This is a genomic window from Alphaproteobacteria bacterium, assembly GCA_005883305.1.
Taxonomy (GTDB): Bacteria; Pseudomonadota; Alphaproteobacteria; order Sphingomonadales; family Sphingomonadaceae; genus Allosphingosinicella.
Genome location: VBAC01000001.1, coordinates 1,415,533 through 1,436,006, shown reverse-complemented (window position 1 = coordinate 1,436,006; position 20,474 = coordinate 1,415,533). Strand labels below are relative to the sequence as shown.

The window sequence follows — 20,474 nt, the reverse complement described above, 5'->3', positions numbered from 1 at the left end:
CGCGGGAATGTCACCATAAGGTGAAATGGGGAGGCGCGGGCGTGGCGGAGCATCGGCAGGACGAAGAGGGCGGGGAGGTCCCAGAGATGACGCGGCTCGATTCCCGGCAAATCTGGGTGCTGACGATTCGTGTGGGCCTCGTCGCCGCGGTGCTGGCGCTCGCAGCCTGGATCCTCGATCGGCCGGCGCGCGAGTGGGGGATTCCGGCTTCTGCCTTGCCCGGCGCTACGCTTGCCCTCGGCCTCGGCGCGACGGTGATCGTGCCTCGGCGCCGCTATCGCCGCTGGGGCTATCGCGAGGGCGCGGACGAGCTGGAGATCCGGCGCGGCACGTTGATCCGGGTGCGGACGATCGTCCCATTCCCGCGGGTCCAGCATATCGACGTCGCGCAGGGCCCGATCCAGCGGCCGTTCGGGCTCGCCACCCTGATCCTGCACACCGCCGGCACCCATGGCGCCGCGGTGCCCCTGCCGGGGCTCGCCATGGCCGATGCCGAGGCGATGCGCGACCGCATCCGCGGCAAGATCCGCGAGGACTTGGCTTGAGCGACGCGCCGGACCCGATCCCGCGGCGGCTTCATCCGGCGACCTTGGTCGCCCGCTGGCTCAAGTCCGCGCCCCAGATGCTTGCCGGCGCCGCGGGCCTGCTGGTGGCGGTGCGCGACCGGGACCTGGCGCCGTTGCTGACCTTCGCTTTGGGTTTCCTGCTCCTCGCGGCCGTGCTCGCAGCGCTCTATTGGTGGCGCTTCCGCTACACGATCGGGCCCGGGGAGATCGTGATCGAGAAAGGGCTGCTTCGCCGCCAGCGCCGGATCATCCCCTTCGACCGGGTGCAGGACATCGCCATCGAACGGAAGCTGCTCGCCCGCTTGTTCGGCACCGCTGCCGTGAGGATCGAGACCGGCGGCGCGGCCAAGGACGAAGGGACGCTCGACATGATCGCCCTGGCCGACGCCGAGGCGCTTCGCGACCGCGTCCGCCACGGGGCGGGGCCGGCTGGGGCGCACGCCGAAGCGGCGTTGCCCGAAGAGCCCGTGCTGTTCGCGATGGACCTGCCGCGGCTCGTCCTGTCGGGACTGTTCGGCTTCTCGCTGGTCTTCTTCGCGGTCATCGCCGGCGCGCTTCAGCAGCTCGACCAGTTCGGCCTGTTCAACTGGAGCGACTGGTTCACGCCCGAGCGCGCGGACCGGGCGGCGCACCTGATCACCGCCCGGCTGGCGCTCGGCCTCGCCGCCATGATGCTCGCGCTCGGCCTGGTGGCCGGCGTCGGACGGGCGGTGACCCGGGATTTCGGCTTCACCCTGACGAGGACCGCGGCGGGCCTGAGACGGCGGCGCGGGCTCTTCACCCTCTCCGAGGTGGTGATCCCGATCCGCCGGGCGCAGGTGGCGCTGATCGAGAGCGGGCCGCTCGCGCGGCTGTTCGGCTGGCACCGGCTCTCGTTCCAGACACTCGGCGCCGACCGCAAGGAAGGCGGCGTGCAGGTCGCCGCTCCGTTCGCGCGGATGGCGGAGATCCTGCCGGTGCTCGCCGCCGCCGGCTTTCCCGAGCCGCCGCCCCGACAAGCGCTTCACGGCGTCCCGCGGCGCGCTCTGGTCCGCCAGTCCGCGCCCGCTTTGGCGATGGCGGCGCTGGCGGCGGCCGCGGCCTTTCTCGTCGAGCCTTGGCTCGGCCTCGCCGCTTTGGCGCTGCTCGCCGCGGCGCTGATCGGGATTCTGCGTTGGCGAAAGCATGGCCATGCGCTGGGCGAGCGCGCCCTGTTCGTCGCGGACGGCTATCTCAAACGCCGGATGTGGATCGTGCCTTACGAGAAGACCCAGACGATCCGGGTCATGCGCGGCCCTGTCCAGCGCGCGCTTCGCCTGTCGAACCTGCTCCTCGACACCGCCGGATCGGGCGCGTTGGTCTCGCCCGAGATGCACGATCTCGACGCGGCGGAGGCGGAGACGATGGCCGACGCCCTGCTCGCCCGGTTCCAGGCCGCGCGGGCAGGGAGACCGCCGCGGAGCTCGTCCTGACCGCGCCCGTATCAGCCTTCGGGCAGCCAATAGCCGGCGGACGCCGCGGCCTTGCCAAAAGCGGCTTCGGCCGGGCCTCGCGCCACGTCGGGAATGACGATCTCGGCTTCCCGGCCCGGCGCGAGGCGGGCGAGGAGCGCGCGCGCGACGTGGGCGTCGTTGGCCGCGCCGAGCCTTTCCTGCAGTTCCCTAAGCGCGCCGACGAAGCGGCGGCTGCGGCCCGCAAGCGCCTTTTCGGCATAGAGCGAGGCGAGGAATTCGGCCGCGTAGCGAAGCTTCTTGACGTCGATCCTCAGCAAATGGGAGGCGTCGGGATCGAGCGAGGAGAGCTCCGGACCCCGCCGGCAGACCTTGCGCCACTGCCGATCGAGCCGTTGCGCCGCCAGATCGCGGACCTTGCCGAGCGCCCGGCGCCTGCGCGCCCAGCCTCCAAGCTCGATCCACAAAGCGATGTCGAGCATCAGCGCCCGGGCGCGCTCCGATCGGAGCGTCGCCAGGACCTCATCGTAGGCGCGCTCGCGCTCGGCCTTGACCGACCCGCGCAGGGCGGCATCGTTCGGCAACAATGCCCCGGCGAGCAGGACGTCGAGGTTGCGCGCGTCCCCGAATTGGCTTGCATACCAGCGCAGCTCCGCGCGGATTCGCTCATAGCCGGCGCCCTTCGCGGCCGGGCGGAACAGGGTCAGCGCCGAGCGCAGCCGCCGAAGCGCCACCCGCGCCTGGTGAAGCGCGTCGGGATCGCGGCGCGCGAGCAGGGCCATCTCGTTGAGCCGGTAATGGCGAAGGCAGGCCAAGGCGGTCTTGCGGAAGGCGTCTGCCGCGCTGTCGCCGCCGCCGAGCACGACCGGTTCGGCCTTGGCCGGGCGCCCCAGGCTCTGCTCCAGCAAAGCATAGCCGCGCTCGCTCTTGCTCATCGTTCCGAGGAAAAGGGGCGCGGCCACGCCGATCTCGCTCGCGAGGGCGAAGAGCGCTCCGCGCTTGCCGTCGATCAGCTCGAGCTCGATCTCGCTCAGCGGGGTGCTGCGCCGGCCGGCCTTGACCGCCCCTTCGTCGAGCACGACCTCGATCCGGCTGCCGTCATGGGCGACCTGCCAGGCGGTGCGGGTGAAGGACGTTCGGATCACCGGGGCGAGCGCCGCGCGGTCGAAGCGGGCGAGCAGACGTCGCGCCTCGGGATCGGCGAAGGCCCCCGGATCGAGGCCGAAGCGCTTAAGCTCGGCCTCCCATTCCTCGCGGACGAACAGGCCGGCGGCGTCGCCCTTCTTGCGCTTGACCGTCTGGACGATCCTCCCCCCCGAGCGGCGCACGCGCAGCGAAACCCCGGCGCGGCGAAGCGCCTGGTCCGGCGTGTCGAAATAGATGGATTCGCTTTGCTCGACCCGCGGCTCGGCGGCCGCGAGCGCCGGGGCCGCGCGCAGCCGCTCCGCGCACGCCGGATCGACGTCGAACTTCAACTCGACTTCGTCGGACACAGCTTTTTCCCGCCGAGCGCAGGCCGCCCCCCAAGAGGCCATTGTGATCGTGAAATGTTACAGTTTTTTGTGGGGGCCGAGTCACTCGGGTTAAGTCCCGAGGCCGCGCATGTGGCTCCCGGTCGCTCGGTAATGGTGACCCCTACGGGACTGCCTGAAGCGGCTAGTCTCAATGGTTTAAGCTGGCAAACCTACGCAAAACGACTGGAAATTTCTTTTGGGGACGCCGGCGGGCTGTCTAACCTTTCGAGCAAAAAAATCCCGCCAATCATTGCCCGGCATTGGTGGCGCGATCAGCATGAGCTGACGGCGGTAACGCCCGCCTCCGCGACCGCGAAGAGTGTAGCCGCATGAGCGAGACAGACCTCTTCAAAGGGACGCATCCAGAGCTAGGAGCCTGTTACGCGGCAATCGATTCGCTGGTTAACTTCGTTGAGCCGGCCGTGCGCGCCAGCCGTATCGGCGCGCGATTGGCGCCCTATCCATCGGTAGAAGCCGCCGCGGCGGCCCTAAAGGCTCTGGGCTGCGATCCTGACTCGATCGAGGTTTGCCGTGGCGCGCGGTAAGGTGAAGGCCGAGCATCGCGCCGACACGCGCGGAGCTGGCTTCGCCGGCATCCCAATCAGTGTCATCAAGAGCGAAGCCTATCGCCACCTCAACCCAATGGCCCGTTGCGTCCTGGTCGAGATCGTGGCGCGGCTGAACGGCTACAATAACGGGCAGATCGGACTGAGCTTCAAGGAACTGGCGCACGCTCTCAACCGCAAGAACGAGGCCTGCTTCGCTCCAGCCATTGCCGAGCTTATCAAGTGCGGGCTGGTCGACGTGGGGCTCGAGGCGAAGTGGAAGCAGCGGCTGGCGCGGACCTATCGCCTAACATTCGTCAACACCACGGACAGCATTGGCCGCCCGATCAAGGCGACAAACGAATACCTTGACTGGACTCCGGAAGCGCAAATCGACGCTACCGATGCGGTAGCAGGGGAGCCCCGTGCTGCTACCGCGTTCGTAGCAAGCAGGGTCGCCGCTGCTACCAATGCGGTAGCAGACACTGACGGAAAACTGCCAAGAACGCCGGCCGGCCCTGCTACCGACGGGGTAGTGCTTATAAGTAAGCCATACCCAGGCACCGGAACCGAGCCGAAATTCTCAGAGGAAAATGGGGGCAAAATAGCGGGCGGCCCATCGGCGAGCCGAAAGGCCGCGGTATGAGCAAGCAGCCCCACGGCAAGTGGTATAGCACTTCACGGTGGCGAGCCCGTCGCCTGGCGCAGCTTCGCGCGCCCGCAAGGGGCGGCTCATGATCGAGCCGGAACACTTAGCGAGCGCGGCCCCCGCCGTCCGCGCCGAGGTGCTGCGCCTCCTGGACGAGATCAGTCGGCCCCTCGGCGTCCGCGAGGTGGAACATCGCCTGCGCGACTGCGGTGTCAGCCGATCCCAGCGGATCATCCTCGCTCGCGCCTTGGCAGGGCTCACCGTCATCGCAATCGTGAAGGAGAATTGAAATGATCGAACCGACGCAAGGCGAGCGCGCTGAGATGCTCGACCTACTCAAGCGGACCCATGCCTGGATTGATGGGCTGATGGTCGGCGGCGTTTCGGAGAATGTCGCCGTGACGGCGATGCAAGTCGCTTTGATCGAGCGGCTTCTGAGGGCGGCCGGCGTCTCGGCAACCGTCGAATGGTTGCAGCGACAGGCCGACTTCACGATGGCGGGCGGCGACCAGCTACTCGCCGAGATAAAGAGGGCCGGGCATTGACATTGGAGCGGTATTGCATTACCTTCCAGGACATCGCAACGAGTGAGATGCTCGACGCGATACCCGCCCACTACGCGCGAGACGTGCGGACCGGCGACGGATTGAACGGCCTTCTCAGGCCGCCCGTCGAGGTGCGCGCATGACCAAGACTATCCGCGACCTTGAGGCGACCCTCCGAGAATGGGGCTTTTCGAGCCGTCGATCCAAAGCGGGTGCCGCTGCGGCGTGGAAAGCCCTGACTGGCGAGGATCCGTCCGAACTGGCCGAGGCCGAAGAGGTCGCTGAATTGAAGCAATTCGCCGCGTTGCTGGCGAGGGCTGGGGATTAAATCAATGAGCTACAACGGACAGTCGGTCGAAGAGATTGCGGCCGAAATCAAGAGTCACATCGACGACCATCGCGTCAGGGCGGCCGAGAACGCCGCGCGGATCGATGAAATCGAGCAGAAGCTCGCCCGTAGAGGCGGGGGGGACGGCACGCACGTCGGCGCGTCCCTTGGACAGCAGTTCGTCGACGCAAAAGGCGCCGGCCTGGCCAGCATGACGCGAGGCGACCGGGCCTCACTGGAGGTGAAGGCGTCCCTTACCTCGCTCACCACTGATGCAGCGGGATCGGTCGGCGATCTGATCGTGCCGCAAGCCGACACGGCGACCACCCTGCCGCGCCGGCGCCTGACGATCCGAAACTTGCTGACGGTCGTGAACGCGACCAGCGGCTCGGTGGAATATCCCAAGCAGACCGGCCGGACGAATAGCGCGGCGCCGGTTGCCGAAGGCGCGACCAAGCCGGAATCGGATATCAAATTCGACCTAGAAACGGTGCCGATGCGCGTCATCGCCCACTGGATGAAGGCCTCGCGGCAGGTTCTGGAAGACGTGCCTCAGCTTCGCTCCATCATCGACGATGAGCTGCTTTATGGGCTGTCATTGGTGGAAGAGGCGCAGCTTCTGTTCGGCGATGGCACCGGGCAGAACCTCGAAGGCATGGCGGCGCTGGCAACGGCCTACGCGTCACCGATCAGCCCCGACCCCACGGAAAACGAGATCGACACCATCGCGCTCGCGATCTTGCAGGCATCGCTTACCGACATTCCGCCGGACGGTGTGGTGCTGCACCCTTCCGACTGGTGGAGGATGCGTCTGCTGAAGGATGGCGAGGGCAAGTATATCCTCGGAGATCCGGGCGTCGTTGCGGAGCCGCGCCTCTTCGGTCTGCCCGTCGTCACCACCCAGGCCATGACCGTCGACAAGTTCCTGGTCGGCGCGTTCAAGGCCCAGACCCTCTATGATCGTTGGTCCGCCCGCGTCGAGGTCGGCTTCGTGAATGACGACTTCACGAAGAACCTCGTGACTGTGCTCGGGGAAGAGCGGATCGGCTTCGCCGCCAAGCGCCCCGAGGCGCTGATCTATGGCGACTTTGGCAATGTCGCCTGATCCCATGCTCACCGCGGCGGACAAGCCTCACGCGGAGAGCGCCGAAGGTGCGCTGGCGGGGTTCCATCTACCCGCCAGCGTGCCAACGGGCCGAGGGGGGCGGGAGATTCTTCACATTGCTGGGAAGCGGACACCGCCGCCCCCAGCCACAAACTCTAATCGGCAAGAATTCTGATGCGCCAGCGCGGTCGTAAATCCACCTCAGCCCTTTCCGTCGCCCCGGTCTTGATCGAGGCGCGCCGGCCGCCGCCGCCTGCCGAGCTCGGGGATAATGAGGGCACTGTCTGGCGCGATGTCGTCGGCACCATGCCAAGTGGCTGGTTCTCGCGAGCTCAATATCCAATCCTGGTCGCCTATTGCCGACACAAGGCTCGAGCCGATGCAATGGCCCGCCAGATCGCCGCATTCGATCCCGCGTGGATTAACGAGGATGGCGGGCTGGCCCGTCTTGATAAGCTTTTGGCGATGGCTGAGCGCGAGACGCGCGCGCTGACGGCCTGCGCCCGCTCGATGCGGCTCACCCAGCAATCGCAGATCCTGCCTCGCGGCGCGGGCCGCGCAGTCGATGGCGCGTCGGGCAAAAAGCCGTGGGAATGAAGGGAAACGGATAGCATGGGGAAGGCGCTCAAGACGGTCGCGACGATCGCCGCCGTCGTAGCCCTAGCCGTTCTTGCGGCGCCGACCGGCGGCCTCTCGATAGTGGCCGGCCTCGGCTTTGTCGGGATGACTGCGATCGTGGCGAGTGCCGTGCTCACCGCGGGTCTCACGCTCGCGGTGGGAATGGCGTTCAAGGCGATTGGCCTCAGTTCTGCCGCGCCTAGCACGCGAATTTCTAGGGCGCCGATGGTCGTCAGAGAGGAGGCTTAGCGTGGGGAAGGTGCTCAAAGTCGTCGCGGTTGTGGTGGCAGTCGCGGTGATCGTCTTCGCGCCCTATCTGTTGCCTGGCGCGCTGGCGGCCATAGGGGTCGGGTCGCTTTTCGCCTCAGCGATCGTCGCCGCCACGGTGGTCGGCGCGGGCATGGCGCTGCACGCGCTCACCGCTCCGAAGCCGCGCGCCGCCAACGGGACGGCGCCGCTCGCGACTTATCCCCAAGGCACCGCCGTCGTGCGATCCGGCCCAATGTCGTTCGGCGCGCCCCTGCCTCCGGCGCCGGGAAAGTCGATGCCGCCGAAGCGCGACCATTGGCTGCGCCATTTCGACCTGTGGGACGTGCGCCGGTTCCACGTCATTCGCCTGGTCGGGGGGTGCATGGCGCCTCTCACTTCAGGCTACAGCTTCGCGATTGTCGATGTCGGCCGGGACACAGAAATAAGGGAGGGCGACCTGTTCACCTTCGACGTGCGCGACCGCGAAAAGGCATGGCCGCGCGCGGTTTATGGCAGGATCACTGGAGTCGTGAAGCGCTTTCGGGGCATCAATGCCGAGGCCGGCTTCCTCGAATGCGAATGCTACCAGCCGGCGCACGTCATTCACTCCGGGCTTTCGAATTTGCGCCACGCCCATCGCATCCGCGCCTTGGCGCCGACGCTGGCCGAGGCCTATGCGCTTCTCCGCGAGGTGCGAGCGAATCCGGATGCCTTTGACGAGCGGCTGGCGGCCTAATCTCACTGGAGAGTGTCGACATCTTCCCGCTCGCGGAGAAGCGTGGCGATCTTCGCCAGAATATCCAGCCAGCACTCGACCCCCGCCCTATCATCGGCCTCGACGAGTTCTTGTATCCGCATATTGGCCTCGCCGACCGCGCGCCGGCCGTGCTGGTTTATGAGAGTTTGGGCGCAAGCCCAGCGTTCGCGCTCGGGGGTCACGTCACCGCCATCAACTGCGAGGGGAAGGGGGCGGCGAGGGCGCACGCTTCCGCCGTCTCGCCATCTAGCCAAGCGTCATAATCGCCCGGATCGAGGATCACCGGCATGGCCTTGGGATGCAGCGACGCAACGAGCGGGTTAGGCTCGCACGTCAGAAACGAAAACACATTGCCCCATTCGGAGGGGCGCCAGATGCCGGCGAAGGCGGCGACTTCGCTTGCCGGGAGCGTGAACCACCAGCACGCGGGCTTTCCACCCTCATCCTTGCCCGGCTTCGGCTCGGCAAAGGACGTGAACGGCACCAGGCATCGCCATTCCGGCTTGGCGATCGTGGAGCGCCAGAAGCTGCTTTCGAGGTTGCGGACGTTCGTTATCGGCTTAGGCGCCAGCATTTGACCCTTGGTCCCCCGCATGGCGAGCGGAATCCCCCAGGGCATGTAATCGAGAACGCGCTCGCCGGCTTCCTTGCGGACAATCCATGCGGAGTATTTTGGGAATATGTCCGTTCGCGGCTCGGGCGGATCGACCAGGGGGCGGGCGCCGAAAATCTGCGAAAGGTTCGCCCGCGTCTTCGTCTGGCGGAATCGGTTGCACATCAGCCCAGCACCATCCGAAGCACGTCCGGGGTCAACTCGAGCGGCGGGTTGAACAGGATGATATCGTGATCCGGCGGAAGGGCGAGCGCGTGAAGCTCGCCGCCGATGCTGAGCACGAACGGCTGCGCGAGCTCGACGCATCGCCGATAGGCGGCGCTCAGCGCGTCGACCGGGAAGCCAGCGGGGGTCGGGACAATCGGCACCGCGGCTAGTTACCGAAGTCGATCCGCCCGAGCCAGTCCGCCATGCACTCGGCAACGGCGGCTTGCGCCCCGAGCATCAGGAGGTTGGACGAGCCGCCTTCGTCGGTCCATTGAAGCCACACGTTGCCGTCAGCGTCTGGGTCGCTCATCTTCCAGTGAAACTCGGCCGGGGGTTGATCCGCCATCGCCACGTCTCCCTTCCCGCGAACGGATATACCGCCGGGCGCCGGGCGCAAGCTTGTCGATGTCGCGGCGGAAAGCGCAGAGTCAATCTTGGCCCCCGCCGTGGCCCTCGTGGGCCTCCCAGCTCCGCCAGCACAGACTCCCGACGGCACCGGGACGCTCAAGCCCAAGCACGCGATAGATGCGGAGCAACGCCATATCCGCGCCGCTGAAACTCCACGGAGTCTTCTCGCTTCGCATCGCCCGCCATAACTCGTCGAAAGGCCGCCGATCCCCGCCCGAATAAACCCAGAGATAGGCGAGGGCGAAGCGCACCGCGAATGACGGGCGCGGAGTCCGATAGCGACATTCCTGGATAGCGTCTTCGAGGGCGAGAAGCGCCTTGTCCCTTAGCTGATCCGACAGGAGGGGCGATTCGGCCATCGGGCGACAGTGAACGAAATGGGAACATGGGGGCAAGCGCTTGCTTCCCCTTTCGGGGAAACTTGCACCGCGAATCGATCTAAGGCAATGTGTCCGTGGGTGTAGAAGCCCGGACCAGTGATAGGCGGTGAAGCCGCGCCAACGGATCATCGCCGAAAGAACAGGGTGGACTGGCGTCCGCCGCTGACCGACGCATTATGTCGGGAGCGGGGCGCACATACAATACCCCCTCGGGGGGAAAACGTCCCACCGGTCTCACTGGCCGGCTTCTACTCTCCCGGCACCCGGTCTGACACCGGGAGCGGCTGTAGAAGGCCAAAGCAGTGAGAAGCCACCATGACCGCAGAAAGCACACGTCGCGCCGTTCTGGGCGCCATTGCCGTCGCTCCGATCATCGGCGCGAGCGTTTTCCCTGCCGCCGCCGTGAGCGGCGCAAACCCCGACAGGAGAGATACGATGGCAACGCAACCCGCATTCTCGCAGGAGCCCTACAACTGGAACCGAGGCCGCGCCGCGCCGGATCGGCGTGATTGGGATCAAGCCCTTGCCACGTTTCGAGAGGTCGAAAGCGACCATGACCGCCTCTGGGGGCGTTCCGAGCGCGCCGACGAAGCGGCAGAAGCTAACAGGCCCGCCAGGATCGCCCGCTATTTCGAAGACTATCGGCTCGGCATCGGCATGAAGCGGCAAGACGTGGAGTCTCGGCTTCGCGCCTACAACACTGGCCGCAGCGAGGGGCGGATCGACGTCGCGCGCACCGCCGACGAGTTCGACGCCTATCAGCGCCAGATTCTTGAGGTTAACGAACGCTTCCAGACCGATCGGCTGTTTAATGAAGCGTCCGCCCATAACCCGATCTATAAGGCAGCCTGCGATGCCTTGATGTCCGCTCCCGCGCCGCACACCGCAGCCCTGCTCATCAAACTGGAAATCGCGGCGATCTCGCTGGACGACGAGCATATGGAGTCTGCCGTTGCCGACGCCCGCCGCCTGCTGATCGACGGTCGCCAGCAGTGATCGGCTTTGTGGCCACGCCGCCGAGGGTTGACCCCCAAGGCGGCGGGTTCCTCGTAGCGCTCACCAGCGGAGGCGAGGAAACCACCTTCATGCTGACCCTTCATGCAATGTCGGGCCTCTGCGGCTCCGGCATGGCGAGGGTCCGTGAAGCCCAAGCCGCTCAATTCGAGCCGACGCCGTTCGAGCGCGAGCGCGGGAGCGGGCGAAAGAAATGGGGCGCTCAGCAGACTATTGCCACCTAGCCCGGGTTTCCCTCGACCCGGCAACGCGCCCCGCTGGCCTCGGCTGGCGGGGCTTTTTATATGTGGTCCTTGGGAGGCGGAGCAATGAACTGTTGCGAGATCGATTGGAGCCGCATCGAATGGGGCACCGCCGCCGACTGGGTTTCCGGGACGGGTTCACTTCTGGCGGTGATTGTTGCGCTTGGCGGCTACTGGCTCATTGAACGTCACCGCAAAAGGGATGAAACCCAGCGACATCAAGATGCTGCTTATCAGATAGGATACAAGCTCGCCTCACTGTCCAGCGAGGCCCACAATTTGGTAATTGAATTGAATCCCCACGGCAAAAGTGATGACGATCTAGCCGCGGAATCCGACATGGATATTTGCGGAGGGTTTTCGGCGCAGGCTGGCTCGAGCGAGTCGCTGATCCGAGATCTGAACGATGCGGAGCAGAATCTGCTGATGCGTCTCAAGGAGGAGGACTTCCTCATGACGTTCTCAGAAGCTGTGGCACTGGGTTTGTCGCTGCGGGCGGGTCTCGCGGAATATAAGGCTAAGCGGGAAGCCCTCATGGCGATGCTACCCCCTCCGGTTGACGTCAGCGGAGAGATGGCGGGACACGACCTAACTCAACAGCAAATACTTAGTCTACAGCCACAAATGATCCAGGCTGCCTCGCTCGTTCGATCATTGCGGGCGTTGGCGACGATCAACGTCAAACGTCTCAGAAAGCTGGGAGTGGATTTCAGGCCTATGATGCTGCGGCACTTCCCCAAGCTGCATATTCACGAGATTCAGATCGTGAAGGATACCGCACACTGACTCGACTGCCCGGCAGGGGTTGACGAGACCATATCAGGTAGGGTAGATGCGACCTCAACAACCGAGGTCGGCAACGATGCCCATTGATTATGATACCCCCAAGTGGACACTTCGTGAGGCTGCCGTAGCGGCGGGCTACGAACCGAACACCCTGCGCTCCTACTATTCGCCCCACCGCAAGCTGTTCCGGATTATTGGCGGGGCCGAAGCCCAGGCCAAGGGCCTTGCCGGGCTCCTGAATCTGCGAGACGTCCTGCAACTGGCGGTGGCGCAACGGCTAATTGAGATAGGGGTGCACCCTGGAGATGCATTCCAAGCGGGCGTGGACTTCGCTCACACGTCCACGACGCCGTCGGGCTGGCCGACCCGGGACCCTGCCGAACTGTTCGACCCCCGCGAAGCTTTCACCTTCCTAATCTGGATGCCGGGCAGGGGAGGGGAGGTGGTGCCAGTCAAGACTTCCGACCCGAGGCTGGACGTGGTGCATCTAATTTACAATCAGGCCTCGGGCAGGCGCGGACCGGCGATAGTGATTTTGCTCAATGATGTGCAGAACGACGTTTTCGCCGCGCTCCGCATTGCGCGCCCCGACTGATGGCGGCCCGCCGCTCAGCATTCAAGCAGGCCGACGCCTGCCGCGCATTGCGCGCTGCGGTCGCGGCTGGGTTGAAGCCGAGCGGCTACACGATCGCGCCAGATGGTTCGATCAAGGTTGAATTCGGTGAATTGGCGCCCGCCGGCCCACACAACCGTCTGGACAGGATCCTTCAGTCATGAGGAAGCCCCGCCGTTATCCCAACGTCACGTCATTCAGGGACAGGCACGGCAAGGTCCGCTATCGCTATCGCCGCACTGGCCAGCCGACCTACTACTTCAAGAACCCGCCCGACACGCCCGGCTTCAAAGAGGAGCTGGCTGCCTGCGAGGCGGGGGAGTTGAAGGTGGGCGGCGGCCGGGCGATTCCGGGCTCGGTGAACGACCTTGTGGCGCGCTACTACCTCAGCACCGACTTTCATGGCGGCGGCGCGGCAGACCAGCAACGGCGGCGTCTCCTACTCGAAGGCTTCCGCTCCGAATTCGGCGACGACATGGTGGTGGATTTCGGCTTCGAGCATATCGAGGCGATCCTCCTGAAGCGCTCCAGAAAGCGCCAGGAGGGCAATCGGACCGTGGGAGGGAGGGTCGCCGCTCACAATCTCAGGAAACAGCTCCGGCGGCTGTTCGCTCACGCTAAGCGGTTGCACTGGATTGGCAGCAACCCGGTCGACGACGCGGACAAGATCAAGACCGAGAAAACGGGCGGCTATCATACCTGGACCGAGGATGAAATCGCCCGCTACCAGTCGCACCATAAACTCGGAACGCGCGCTCGACTGGCGCTAGAGATCATCCTCTGGACCGGCCAGCGCCGCGGGGATGCGCGCCTCTTTGGCCCCGACCAGATGAAGCGCGGCAAGATCAACTACCGCCAGGGAAAGACGGGAAAGGACTTGTGGCTGCCGGCCGCGCCCCAGCTGGTCGAGGCGATCGAGGCGATGCAGCGGGTTGGCCTGCGAACCTTCCTCGTCACCGAATACGGCAAGCCATTCAGCGCGGCGGGCTTCGGTAACAAGATGCGGGAATGGTGCGACGAGGCTGGGCTTCCGCAATGCTCGGCCCACGGGCTTCGTAAGGCCATCGCTCGCCGCCTCGCGGACATGGGCGCCGGCAATCAGGGGATAAAGTCAGTCGGCGGGTGGAGCAACGACGCGGAGGTCGCGATTTACACCGCCGCCGCCGACCAAGAACGGCTCGCGGATGCCACGCTAGGCAAACTGGTCGCGCTGGATTTGGCTAACCGTGAAAGCCAGTTAGCCAAACCGCTGGATCAAACTGTTGAAAACAAAGGCTAATCCAATGGAAATGGTGACCCCTACGGGACTCGAACCCGTGTTTTCGCCGTGAGAGGGCGACGTCCTAGACCGCTAGACGAAGGGGCCGGCTAGAGCGGAGACGGCGCATATGGGCGGGCGCCGCCCGCTGTCAAGCAAAGCCGGGAAAGAAAGCGGGAGCGGCCCGTGGAAGGGCCGCCTTAAATGCGCGCTTACTTGCCGCCTTCGCCCGAATTGACTGTCGCATCCTCGGCCGGAGCCTCGCCGCCGGCCGGCTTGCCGCCTTCGGCCGCGCTCGCATCGGCCGGAGCCGCGGCGTCCGTTGCGGCCGGCTTGGCGCCGGCGTCGGCTGGCGCGGCCGCCGTGTTTTCGGCGACGTTGGCCGTCGCATTGTCGGCGCTGCCGTTGGCCGGCTGGGCCCGGTTGCAGCCGGCCAGGGCGATCAGGGCGGCGCCGGCGAGAGCGGTTGCGATGAGCTTCATTTGAGGTTCCCCGAAAGTGAAAAACGAAAATGCGGTCTAGCCGAGTGAGGGGGTGGAAGGAAGACGCTCGCTGCGGCGCCTGGGCGAAGCCGGGGAGGAAGCGGCTTCGCCAAGGCAGCCGGCAGCCAGATCGGCGAGCGCCATGGCCTGGGCCGGGTTGAGCCGCGGGTCGCAATGGGTGTGGTAGCGGTCGGCCATGTCGGGATCGCCCGGCGCCACGCCGCCGCCAATGCATTCGGCGACGTCGCGGCCGGTCATCTCGAAATGGAGGCCGCCGCAGCGCACCCCTTCGGCCGCCGCGATGGCGAAGAAGGCGCGAGTCTCGGCGAGGATGCGGTCGAGCGGCCGAGTCTTCGATCCCAGCGCGGTCCGGATCGTGTTGCCGTGCATCGGATCGCACGACCAAAGGACCGGACGGCCGCTGCCCCGAACAGCGCGAAGCAGCGGCGGCAATGCGGCCTCGATCCGGTCCCATCCCATGCGCGCGATCAGCGTGATCCGGCCGGGCTCCCGCGCCGGATCGAGCGTTTCGAGCAGGCCGAGCAAGGTTTCCCCGTCGAGCGACGGGCCGCATTTGATTCCGATCGGATTGGCGAGGCCCCGCGCGAACTCGACATGGGCCGAGCCCGCGAAGCGCGTGCGGTCGCCGATCCAGAGGAAATGGGCGGAGGTGGCGTAGGGCCGGCCGGTATCCGGATCGCTGCGGACCAGGGCCTGCTCGAACGGCAGCAGCAGCGCCTCGTGGCTGGTGTAAGCGGCGGGCCCGATCCGGCTTCGAGTCGCCGCGGCCTGGGCATAAGCGCGGAACATCCTTTCCGGATCGGGCCGGCGGGCGCGGGTATCGAAGGCGATGCCGTTGACGATGTCGCCGCGATAGGCGGGAAGCGAGACGCCGCCGCGCGTTTCGCTCGCCGCCGAGCGCGGCTTGGCGAACTGCCCGGCCATTCGCCCGAGGCGGATGATGGGCGTGGCGGAGCCTGCGCCGACCCGCTCCGCCATCTCTTCGAGCAAGGCGAGATTGGCGTCGATGTTCGCGATCGAAAATTCGGCGAAGCTTTCGGCGCAGTCGCCGCCTTGCAGAAGGAAAGCGCGGCCGCTTTGGGCGTCGGCCAAGACGTGCCGGAGCGCATCGATTTCGCGGAAGGCCACGAGCGGCGGATAGTCGGCGAGCTCGCGTTCCGCCGCTTCGAGCGCGGCCGGATCGGGATAATCTGGCTGCTGGCGTGCCTCGAACCGGCGCCAGCTCGAGGGGGACCAGTCGCCGCGCCCTTCGTCCGCTGCCGAAACGGTCGTGCGGGGAGGGAGGGGGGCGACGGCCATAGAGCCGGTGTGCCCGGTGGCGCAGCCCCGCGCAATGTGCCACCAATGCGGCATGGACAAGGATCCCCGAGCGATGCTGCCGAGCCGGCGCGGGCGGGCGACGCCGTGATCCTTGCCCAGATCAGTGACATCCATCTTGGCTTCGATGCGGGCATTCCCGATGAATTGAACCGCCGGCGTCTCGACCGCGTGTTCAAGGTTCTGATGGAAATGGATCCGCGGCCCGATCTGTTGCTCGCCACCGGGGACATCGTGGAGAATTCCGGCGACGGCCGGTCCTACGCCGCCTTCCGCGAAGCGACTGCCGGCCTTCCCTTTCCGGTCCATCCGGCGGTTGGCAATCACGACGATCGCGCCGCCTTGCTGGAGGCCTTTCCGGAGACCAAGACTGCGGACGGCTTCGTTCAATATGCGATCGATTACCTGCCGGTACGAATCCTCGTCCTCGATTCCCTCGAGCCCGGCCGCCACGGTGGCGCTTTCTGCGACGTGCGCGCCGCGTGGCTGGAGGCGCGGCTCGACGAGGCGCCCGAAAGGCCGACCGCGCTCGTTCTCCACCACCCGCCGATCGCCACCGGCCTTTCGTGGATGACCGAAAATCCGGATGCGGCCTGGATCGCGCGGCTGAGGGCCGTGGTGGAGGGACGGGCAAACATCGTCGGGATCATCGCCGGGCATCTCCACCGCCCGGTGGCCGCGCGCTGGGCGGGGACGTCGCTCGCCGTCTGTCCCGCGACCGCGCCCCAGGTCGCGCTGGACTTCAAGCCGATCGACCTCGAGTCGCCCGACGGGCGGCCGATGATCGTCATGGACGAGCCCTGTTTCGCGCTTCACTGGTGGAACGGGCGCGAGCTGATCAGCCATTTCGGCAGCGCGGGCGAGCACGAGCCGGTGGCCAGGTTCAGCCCGAGACGCGAGGCCCTGCTGCGCAAGCTGTGGGCCGAGCGGGCGCTAAACCAGGGGGCGGCCGGAGACTCGTAGATGGTCAAGCTGAAGGACACCTATCCGCTCTATCTCAACAACGAGGCCATGCAGCCCAACGCCGATCTCGCGGTGACCGACAAGTTCACCGGCAAGGTCGCCTTCCGGGTCGCCCAGGCCGATGCGGCGACCATCGATGCGGGGATCGCCGGCGCCGTCGAGGCCGCGGAGCCGATGGCCCGGATGGCCTCCTACGAGCGCCAGGCGGTGCTCCAGTATTGCGTCGACCGGTTCAAGAAGCGCCAGGAGGAGCTCGCTTATGCGCTCTGCGTCGAGGCGGGCAAGCCGATCAAGGACAGCGAGGGCGAAGTCACGCGGCTGATCGACACCTTCCGGATCGCCGCCGAGGAGAGCGTTCGTATGACCGGCGAGGTCCAGCCGCTCGACATATCCCCCCGCGCGAGGGGCTATCAGGGCATCTGGAAGCGCGTTCCGATCGGGCCGTGCAGCTTCATCTCGCCGTTCAACTTCCCGCTCAATCTCGCCGCGCACAAGATCGCGCCGGCGATCGCGGTCGGCTGTCCGTTCGTGATGAAGCCCGCGAGCCGAACGCCGCTCGGCGCGATCATCATGGGCGAGGTGCTCGCGGAGACCGATCTGCCCAAGGGGGCTTTCTCGATCCTCCCCGCCCACAGAGAGGGCGCGGATCTGTTCACGACCGACGAGCGGCTGAAGCTGCTGAGCTTCACCGGCTCGCCGGCCGTCGGCTGGGACCTCAAGGCGCGCGCCGGAAAGAAGAAGGTGGTGCTCGAGCTCGGCGGCAACGCGGCGGTAATCGTCGACAAGGACGCCGATCTCGACGACGCGCTGGAGCGGGTGATCTTCGGCGCCTTCTATCAGTCGGGCCAGTCGTGCATCGGCGTTCAGCGCATCCTGATTCACGCCGACGTCTACGATCGCTTCCGCGACATGCTGGTCAGGAAGACGAAGACGCTGGTCGCCGGCGATCCCAAGGACCGCAAGGTCTTCATCGGCCCGATGATCGACGTCAACGAGGCGCAGCGGCTCGACAATTGGATCGAGGAGGCGATCGGCAAGGGCGCCAGGCTGCTCTGCGGCGGCAAGCGCGAGGGGGCGATGCTCGAGGCGACATTGCTCGAGGATGTCGATCCGGCGACCAAGCTCAACGTCGAGGAGGCGTTCGGGCCGGTCGCCTTCCTGATCCCTTTCGACGACTTCGATGCCGCGCTCGACGTCGTCAACGACAGCAAGTTCGGGCTCCAGGCCGGCATCTTCACCCGCGATCTCTTCCAGGTGCTCGATGCCTGGGACCGGCTGGAGGTCGGCGGCGTGGTGGTGGGCGACGTGCCGAGCTACCGGGTCGACAACATGCCCTATGGCGGGGTCAAGGATTCGGGGCTGGGCCGCGAAGGCATCCGCTTCGCCATGGAGGACATGACCGAGATCAGGAACCTCGTCATCCGCCGCCGCGGCTGAGCGTCAGCCCGACGAGGCGTCGGCCGCGGGGGGCGGTCCCGGCGCCGCGCCTTCGGTCGTAAGGTCGATATATTCGACGCGCGCCCGGCGGGAGCGTTGCGGGATCCGGGTGCGCAGAACCTGCTCGTAATCGGCGGTATAGGTATAGCGTTCGAGCCGGTAGCTGGGCTCGGCGGCGGGCGCGTAGCGACGGCCCCGCATCGAATCGATCAGCGGGTCCGCCCAATCGGGATCGCTACCCTGCCGCAGGATTTCGAGGCCGGAGACATGCCCGTCCGGCATCACCCAGAAGCCGACGTCGATCCATTTGCCCTCGAAATTGTCCGGCGTCTGCCCGGAGCCGCTGCTGAAGCTGATCAGCTCGCGAATCGACATCGCGCCGGCCATCGGCTCGATCTGGTGCTCGACCAGCTCGTAGGGCGGCGAAAAGAGCAGGCGCCGCCCGGCGCGGCCGGCATCGCTGCGCCCGATCTCGGCGAGCAGCGCATCGGCCTCCGCCGGGCGTCCCTCGATCCGGTGGATCCGCGAAAGCAGGATCTTGGCGCCGATCATTCGCATCCGCTGCGCCGGCTCGGCCAGCTGCGACATGCGCGCCAGCGTGTGTTTCGCATCCAGGTCGCGGCCGCCCTCCTCGCCGGAGCGGGCGGCGATATAATCGAACCACAGTCCGCGAAGCTCGGCCAGCGCGACCACGTCGTCACGCCCGGCCTCCTGCGCGGCCTCGCGCAGCCGCGCCAGCTCCCGCCGCGCGCTCACGATATTGCCCGACTGGATCAGATATTCGCTGAGCTCGAAGCGGGCCGTGAAGTGGCGGTAATCCTCCTCGGGAATCCCCGCCTGGAGCGCGTTCAGGATCCCGAAGGTCGAACGGCGCGCGTCGTCGGCAAAGCCGAGATGGTGCGACAGCCGGGCATGGGCGCGGTAGAGGTCGGAGACCGGCTCAGGGAAGGCCGCGGCGTTGCGCCGGTTGCGGCCGAGCGACGCCTGGACGATGTCGCGGCTCTCGCGATACTCGCCCTCGATCAGCAGCGCCTCGGCGAGCGCCAGCGTCGCGTCCGCGTCCTCGTCGGTCGGGCAGTGGCGGGCGAGGCAGGCGGCCAGCCGGTCGCGATAATCCTGGATGCGCTGGCCGGTGACGACGATCGTCGGGGCCTGCTGGGGGGCCGGCTGGGCCGCGGCGGAGACGATCATCAGCGCGAGCAGCATGGCCTTACTCCCGATGAGAGGATGAAGCAGCGGCCGGCGGCACCGGTGGCGGCTCGTTCTGGGTGAGATCGAGATACTCGACCCGGGCGCGGCGCGAGCGGCGCGGGATGTTGGTGCCCGTGACCCGCTCGTAGGGCGCGGTGTAGGTGTAGCGCTCAAGCCGATAGGTCGGCTCGGCCGCCGCCGAATAGACCCGGCCCCGGATCGATTCGAGCAGCGGATCGGCCCAGCCGTTCTCGTTGCTGTCGCGCACGATCTCGAGATCCGAGACATGGCCGTCGGGCGTGATCCAGAAGCCGACGTCGATCCACTTGTCCTCGAAATTGTCGGACATGCGCGAGAGGACGTTGGCGGTCGGGATGCTCTCGCCATTATTGTCGTTGATATCGTTCGGGTCCTGGACCTGAAGCACGTAGTTGGGCGCCGAGATCAGGCGCCGGTGGGCGCCGGAGGCGGCGCTGCTTCGGCCGATCTCGGCGAGCAGCGCGTCGGCGTCGGCGGCGCGGCCTTCCCTGCGGTAGATTCGGGCCAGCAGCAGCTTCGCGCCGGTCGAGCGCATGCGTTGGGCCGGCGCGGTCTCGCGGGTCATTCTCAGCAACTGCGCGCGGGCGTCGCTCTCGGGCTGGGCGATGTTCTGGAACCACAGCATGCGAAGCTCGGCCAGGGTGGCGACGTCCTCGCGCCCCGCCGCCCGGGCGATCCGGATCAGGTCGTTGAGCTCGCGGCGGGCGCCGTTGTAGTTGCCGCCGAGCATCAGATATTCGCTGAGCTCCAGCCGGGCGGTGAAGTGCCGGTAATCCTCCTGCGGAATCCCCTCCTGGAGAGCACTGAGGATCCCGTAGGCCGAGCGGCGGGCGTCGATGTCCTGCCCCAGGTGGCGCGAAAGCCGGGTATGGGCGCGATAGAGATCGGAGACCGGCTCCGGATAGGCGCGCGCCTGGTTGCGGTTGCGCCGAAGCGACGCCGCCACCGCGTCCCGCCCTTCATGATAGTCGCCGTTGAGGAACAGGGCCTCGGCCAGAGCGAGCGTGGCGTCGGCATCCTCGTTGGGCGGGCAGTGGCGGGCGAGGCAGCGGGCGAGCGCATCGCGATAATCCTGAAGCCGCTGGCCGGTGACGACGATCGTCGGCTGGTCGGTCGGGGCCGGCGCCTGCTGGGCGAGGGCGGCTGCGGAGAGGAGAAGCGCGTAGAACATGCCAAGCGGTGCCTTCCGGTTGAGAA

27 protein-coding genes and 1 tRNA gene are annotated in these 20,474 nt (G+C 66.6%); 18 read left to right on the top strand and 10 right to left on the bottom strand.

Annotated features, from left to right (window positions below; translation table 11 throughout):
- Positions 1-86 precede the first annotated feature (86 nt).
- Positions 87-545, top strand: a complete 459-nt coding sequence (locus E6G92_07225; protein ID TMJ19560.1) for a hypothetical protein — start codon at positions 87-89, stop codon at positions 543-545.
- Positions 542-2,017, top strand: a complete 1,476-nt coding sequence (locus E6G92_07220) for a hypothetical protein (protein ID TMJ19559.1) — start codon at positions 542-544, stop codon at positions 2,015-2,017. Before E6G92_07225 ends, E6G92_07220 begins: the two co-directional genes overlap by 4 nt.
- 11 nt (positions 2,018-2,028) lie before the next feature.
- Here E6G92_07220 and E6G92_07215 read toward each other — a convergent pair whose 3' ends face one another.
- Complete coding sequence (locus E6G92_07215; protein ID TMJ19558.1) at positions 2,029-3,531, bottom strand: CHAD domain-containing protein; 1,503 nt, start codon at positions 3,529-3,531, stop codon at positions 2,029-2,031.
- Between the two features lie 308 nt (positions 3,532-3,839).
- Between E6G92_07215 and E6G92_07210 the strand changes: the two genes are divergently transcribed.
- The 9 genes from E6G92_07210 (at position 3,840) to E6G92_07170 (ending at position 8,285) form a co-directional block, all read left to right on the top strand.
- Positions 3,840-4,055, top strand: a complete 216-nt coding sequence (locus E6G92_07210) for a hypothetical protein (GenBank protein TMJ19557.1) — start codon at positions 3,840-3,842, stop codon at positions 4,053-4,055.
- The gene (locus E6G92_07205; protein ID TMJ19556.1) at positions 4,042-4,701 is read left to right on the top strand and encodes a hypothetical protein; all 660 of its coding nucleotides are present in this window, start codon (positions 4,042-4,044) and stop codon (positions 4,699-4,701) included. The genes E6G92_07210 and E6G92_07205 overlap by 14 nt, the downstream gene beginning before the upstream one ends.
- An 88-nt stretch (positions 4,702-4,789) precedes the next feature.
- A complete protein-coding gene (locus tag E6G92_07200; GenBank protein ID TMJ19555.1) occupies positions 4,790-4,993 on the top strand; it encodes a hypothetical protein in 204 nt (67 codons plus the stop codon).
- Between the two features lies 1 nt (position 4,994).
- The gene (locus E6G92_07195) at positions 4,995-5,249 is read left to right on the top strand and encodes a hypothetical protein (GenBank protein TMJ19554.1); all 255 of its coding nucleotides are present in this window, start codon (positions 4,995-4,997) and stop codon (positions 5,247-5,249) included.
- Positions 5,250-5,388: 139 nt separating this feature from the next.
- Positions 5,389-5,577, top strand: a complete 189-nt coding sequence (locus tag E6G92_07190) for a hypothetical protein (protein ID TMJ19553.1) — start codon at positions 5,389-5,391, stop codon at positions 5,575-5,577.
- Between the two features lie 4 nt (positions 5,578-5,581).
- Complete coding sequence (locus E6G92_07185) at positions 5,582-6,682, top strand: phage major capsid protein (GenBank protein TMJ19552.1); 1,101 nt, start codon at positions 5,582-5,584, stop codon at positions 6,680-6,682.
- Positions 6,683-6,856: 174 nt separating this feature from the next.
- Entirely contained in the window at positions 6,857-7,279 is a 423-nt protein-coding gene (locus tag E6G92_07180) for a hypothetical protein (protein TMJ19551.1), read from the top strand.
- Between the two features lie 15 nt (positions 7,280-7,294).
- Positions 7,295-7,549, top strand: a complete 255-nt coding sequence (locus tag E6G92_07175; GenBank protein ID TMJ19550.1) for a hypothetical protein — start codon at positions 7,295-7,297, stop codon at positions 7,547-7,549.
- 1 nt (position 7,550) lies between these two features.
- A complete protein-coding gene (locus E6G92_07170; protein ID TMJ19549.1) occupies positions 7,551-8,285 on the top strand; it encodes a hypothetical protein in 735 nt (244 codons plus the stop codon).
- Positions 8,286-8,287: 2 nt separating this feature from the next.
- On the opposite strand, the gene E6G92_07165 is transcribed toward E6G92_07170, so the two are convergent.
- The 4 genes from E6G92_07165 to E6G92_07150 are packed head-to-tail and all read right to left on the bottom strand — an operon-like array spanning position 8,288 to position 9,472.
- Positions 8,288-8,488 (bottom strand): hypothetical protein, encoded by a 201-nt coding sequence (locus tag E6G92_07165; GenBank protein ID TMJ19548.1) that lies wholly within the window; start codon positions 8,486-8,488, stop codon positions 8,288-8,290.
- Positions 8,485-9,084 (bottom strand): DUF159 family protein, encoded by a 600-nt coding sequence (locus E6G92_07160; GenBank protein ID TMJ19547.1) that lies wholly within the window; start codon positions 9,082-9,084, stop codon positions 8,485-8,487. The genes E6G92_07165 and E6G92_07160 overlap by 4 nt, the downstream gene beginning before the upstream one ends.
- The gene (locus tag E6G92_07155; GenBank protein ID TMJ19546.1) at positions 9,084-9,287 is read right to left on the bottom strand and encodes a hypothetical protein; all 204 of its coding nucleotides are present in this window, start codon (positions 9,285-9,287) and stop codon (positions 9,084-9,086) included. The genes E6G92_07160 and E6G92_07155 overlap by 1 nt, the downstream gene beginning before the upstream one ends.
- A 5-nt stretch (positions 9,288-9,292) precedes the next feature.
- Positions 9,293-9,472 (bottom strand): hypothetical protein, encoded by a 180-nt coding sequence (locus E6G92_07150; GenBank protein ID TMJ19545.1) that lies wholly within the window; start codon positions 9,470-9,472, stop codon positions 9,293-9,295.
- A 757-nt stretch (positions 9,473-10,229) separates the two neighbouring features.
- Here E6G92_07150 and E6G92_07145 point away from each other — a divergent pair.
- From E6G92_07145 to E6G92_07125, 5 genes are all read left to right on the top strand, one after another.
- Complete coding sequence (locus E6G92_07145) at positions 10,230-10,910, top strand: hypothetical protein (GenBank protein ID TMJ19544.1); 681 nt, start codon at positions 10,230-10,232, stop codon at positions 10,908-10,910.
- Between the two features lie 326 nt (positions 10,911-11,236).
- Positions 11,237-11,956 (top strand): hypothetical protein, encoded by a 720-nt coding sequence (locus tag E6G92_07140; protein ID TMJ19543.1) that lies wholly within the window; start codon positions 11,237-11,239, stop codon positions 11,954-11,956.
- Between the two features lie 76 nt (positions 11,957-12,032).
- Entirely contained in the window at positions 12,033-12,551 is a 519-nt protein-coding gene (locus E6G92_07135; GenBank protein ID TMJ19542.1) for a hypothetical protein, read from the top strand.
- The gene (locus tag E6G92_07130) at positions 12,551-12,733 is read left to right on the top strand and encodes a hypothetical protein (protein TMJ19541.1); all 183 of its coding nucleotides are present in this window, start codon (positions 12,551-12,553) and stop codon (positions 12,731-12,733) included. The genes E6G92_07135 and E6G92_07130 overlap by 1 nt, the downstream gene beginning before the upstream one ends.
- Positions 12,730-13,848: an integrase gene (locus tag E6G92_07125; GenBank protein TMJ19540.1), complete on the top strand. Its 1,119-nt coding sequence runs from the start codon at positions 12,730-12,732 to the stop codon at positions 13,846-13,848. The genes E6G92_07130 and E6G92_07125 overlap by 4 nt, the downstream gene beginning before the upstream one ends.
- A gap of 11 nt (positions 13,849-13,859) precedes the next feature.
- On the opposite strand, the gene E6G92_07120 is transcribed toward E6G92_07125, so the two are convergent.
- The 3 genes from E6G92_07120 to E6G92_07110 all read right to left on the bottom strand — a co-directional run bounded on the left by E6G92_07120 (position 13,860) and on the right by E6G92_07110 (position 15,764).
- A tRNA-Glu gene (locus tag E6G92_07120) sits at positions 13,860-13,935 on the bottom strand.
- A gap of 104 nt (positions 13,936-14,039) precedes the next feature.
- Positions 14,040-14,309: a hypothetical protein gene (locus E6G92_07115; protein ID TMJ19539.1), complete on the bottom strand. Its 270-nt coding sequence runs from the start codon at positions 14,307-14,309 to the stop codon at positions 14,040-14,042.
- A 36-nt stretch (positions 14,310-14,345) separates the two neighbouring features.
- Complete coding sequence (locus E6G92_07110) at positions 14,346-15,764, bottom strand: 3-deoxy-7-phosphoheptulonate synthase (protein ID TMJ19538.1); 1,419 nt, start codon at positions 15,762-15,764, stop codon at positions 14,346-14,348.
- Between E6G92_07110 and E6G92_07105 the strand changes: the two genes are divergently transcribed.
- Positions 15,735-16,610, top strand: a complete 876-nt coding sequence (locus E6G92_07105) for a phosphodiesterase (GenBank protein TMJ19537.1) — start codon at positions 15,735-15,737, stop codon at positions 16,608-16,610. The genes E6G92_07110 and E6G92_07105 overlap by 30 nt on opposite strands.
- On the top strand, positions 16,611-18,047 hold the full coding sequence (locus tag E6G92_07100) for an aldehyde dehydrogenase family protein (GenBank protein TMJ19536.1): 1,437 nt from the start codon (positions 16,611-16,613) through the stop codon (positions 18,045-18,047).
- Between the two features lie 3 nt (positions 18,048-18,050).
- Here E6G92_07100 and E6G92_07095 read toward each other — a convergent pair whose 3' ends face one another.
- Together E6G92_07095 and E6G92_07090 are read right to left on the bottom strand one after the other, a co-directional pair.
- Complete coding sequence (locus E6G92_07095) at positions 18,051-19,253, bottom strand: hypothetical protein (GenBank protein ID TMJ19535.1); 1,203 nt, start codon at positions 19,251-19,253, stop codon at positions 18,051-18,053.
- Between the two features lie 4 nt (positions 19,254-19,257).
- Positions 19,258-20,448, bottom strand: coding sequence for a hypothetical protein (locus E6G92_07090; protein ID TMJ19534.1), 1,191 nt, complete (start codon positions 20,446-20,448; stop codon positions 19,258-19,260).
- Between the last annotated feature and the right edge of the window lie 26 nt (positions 20,449-20,474).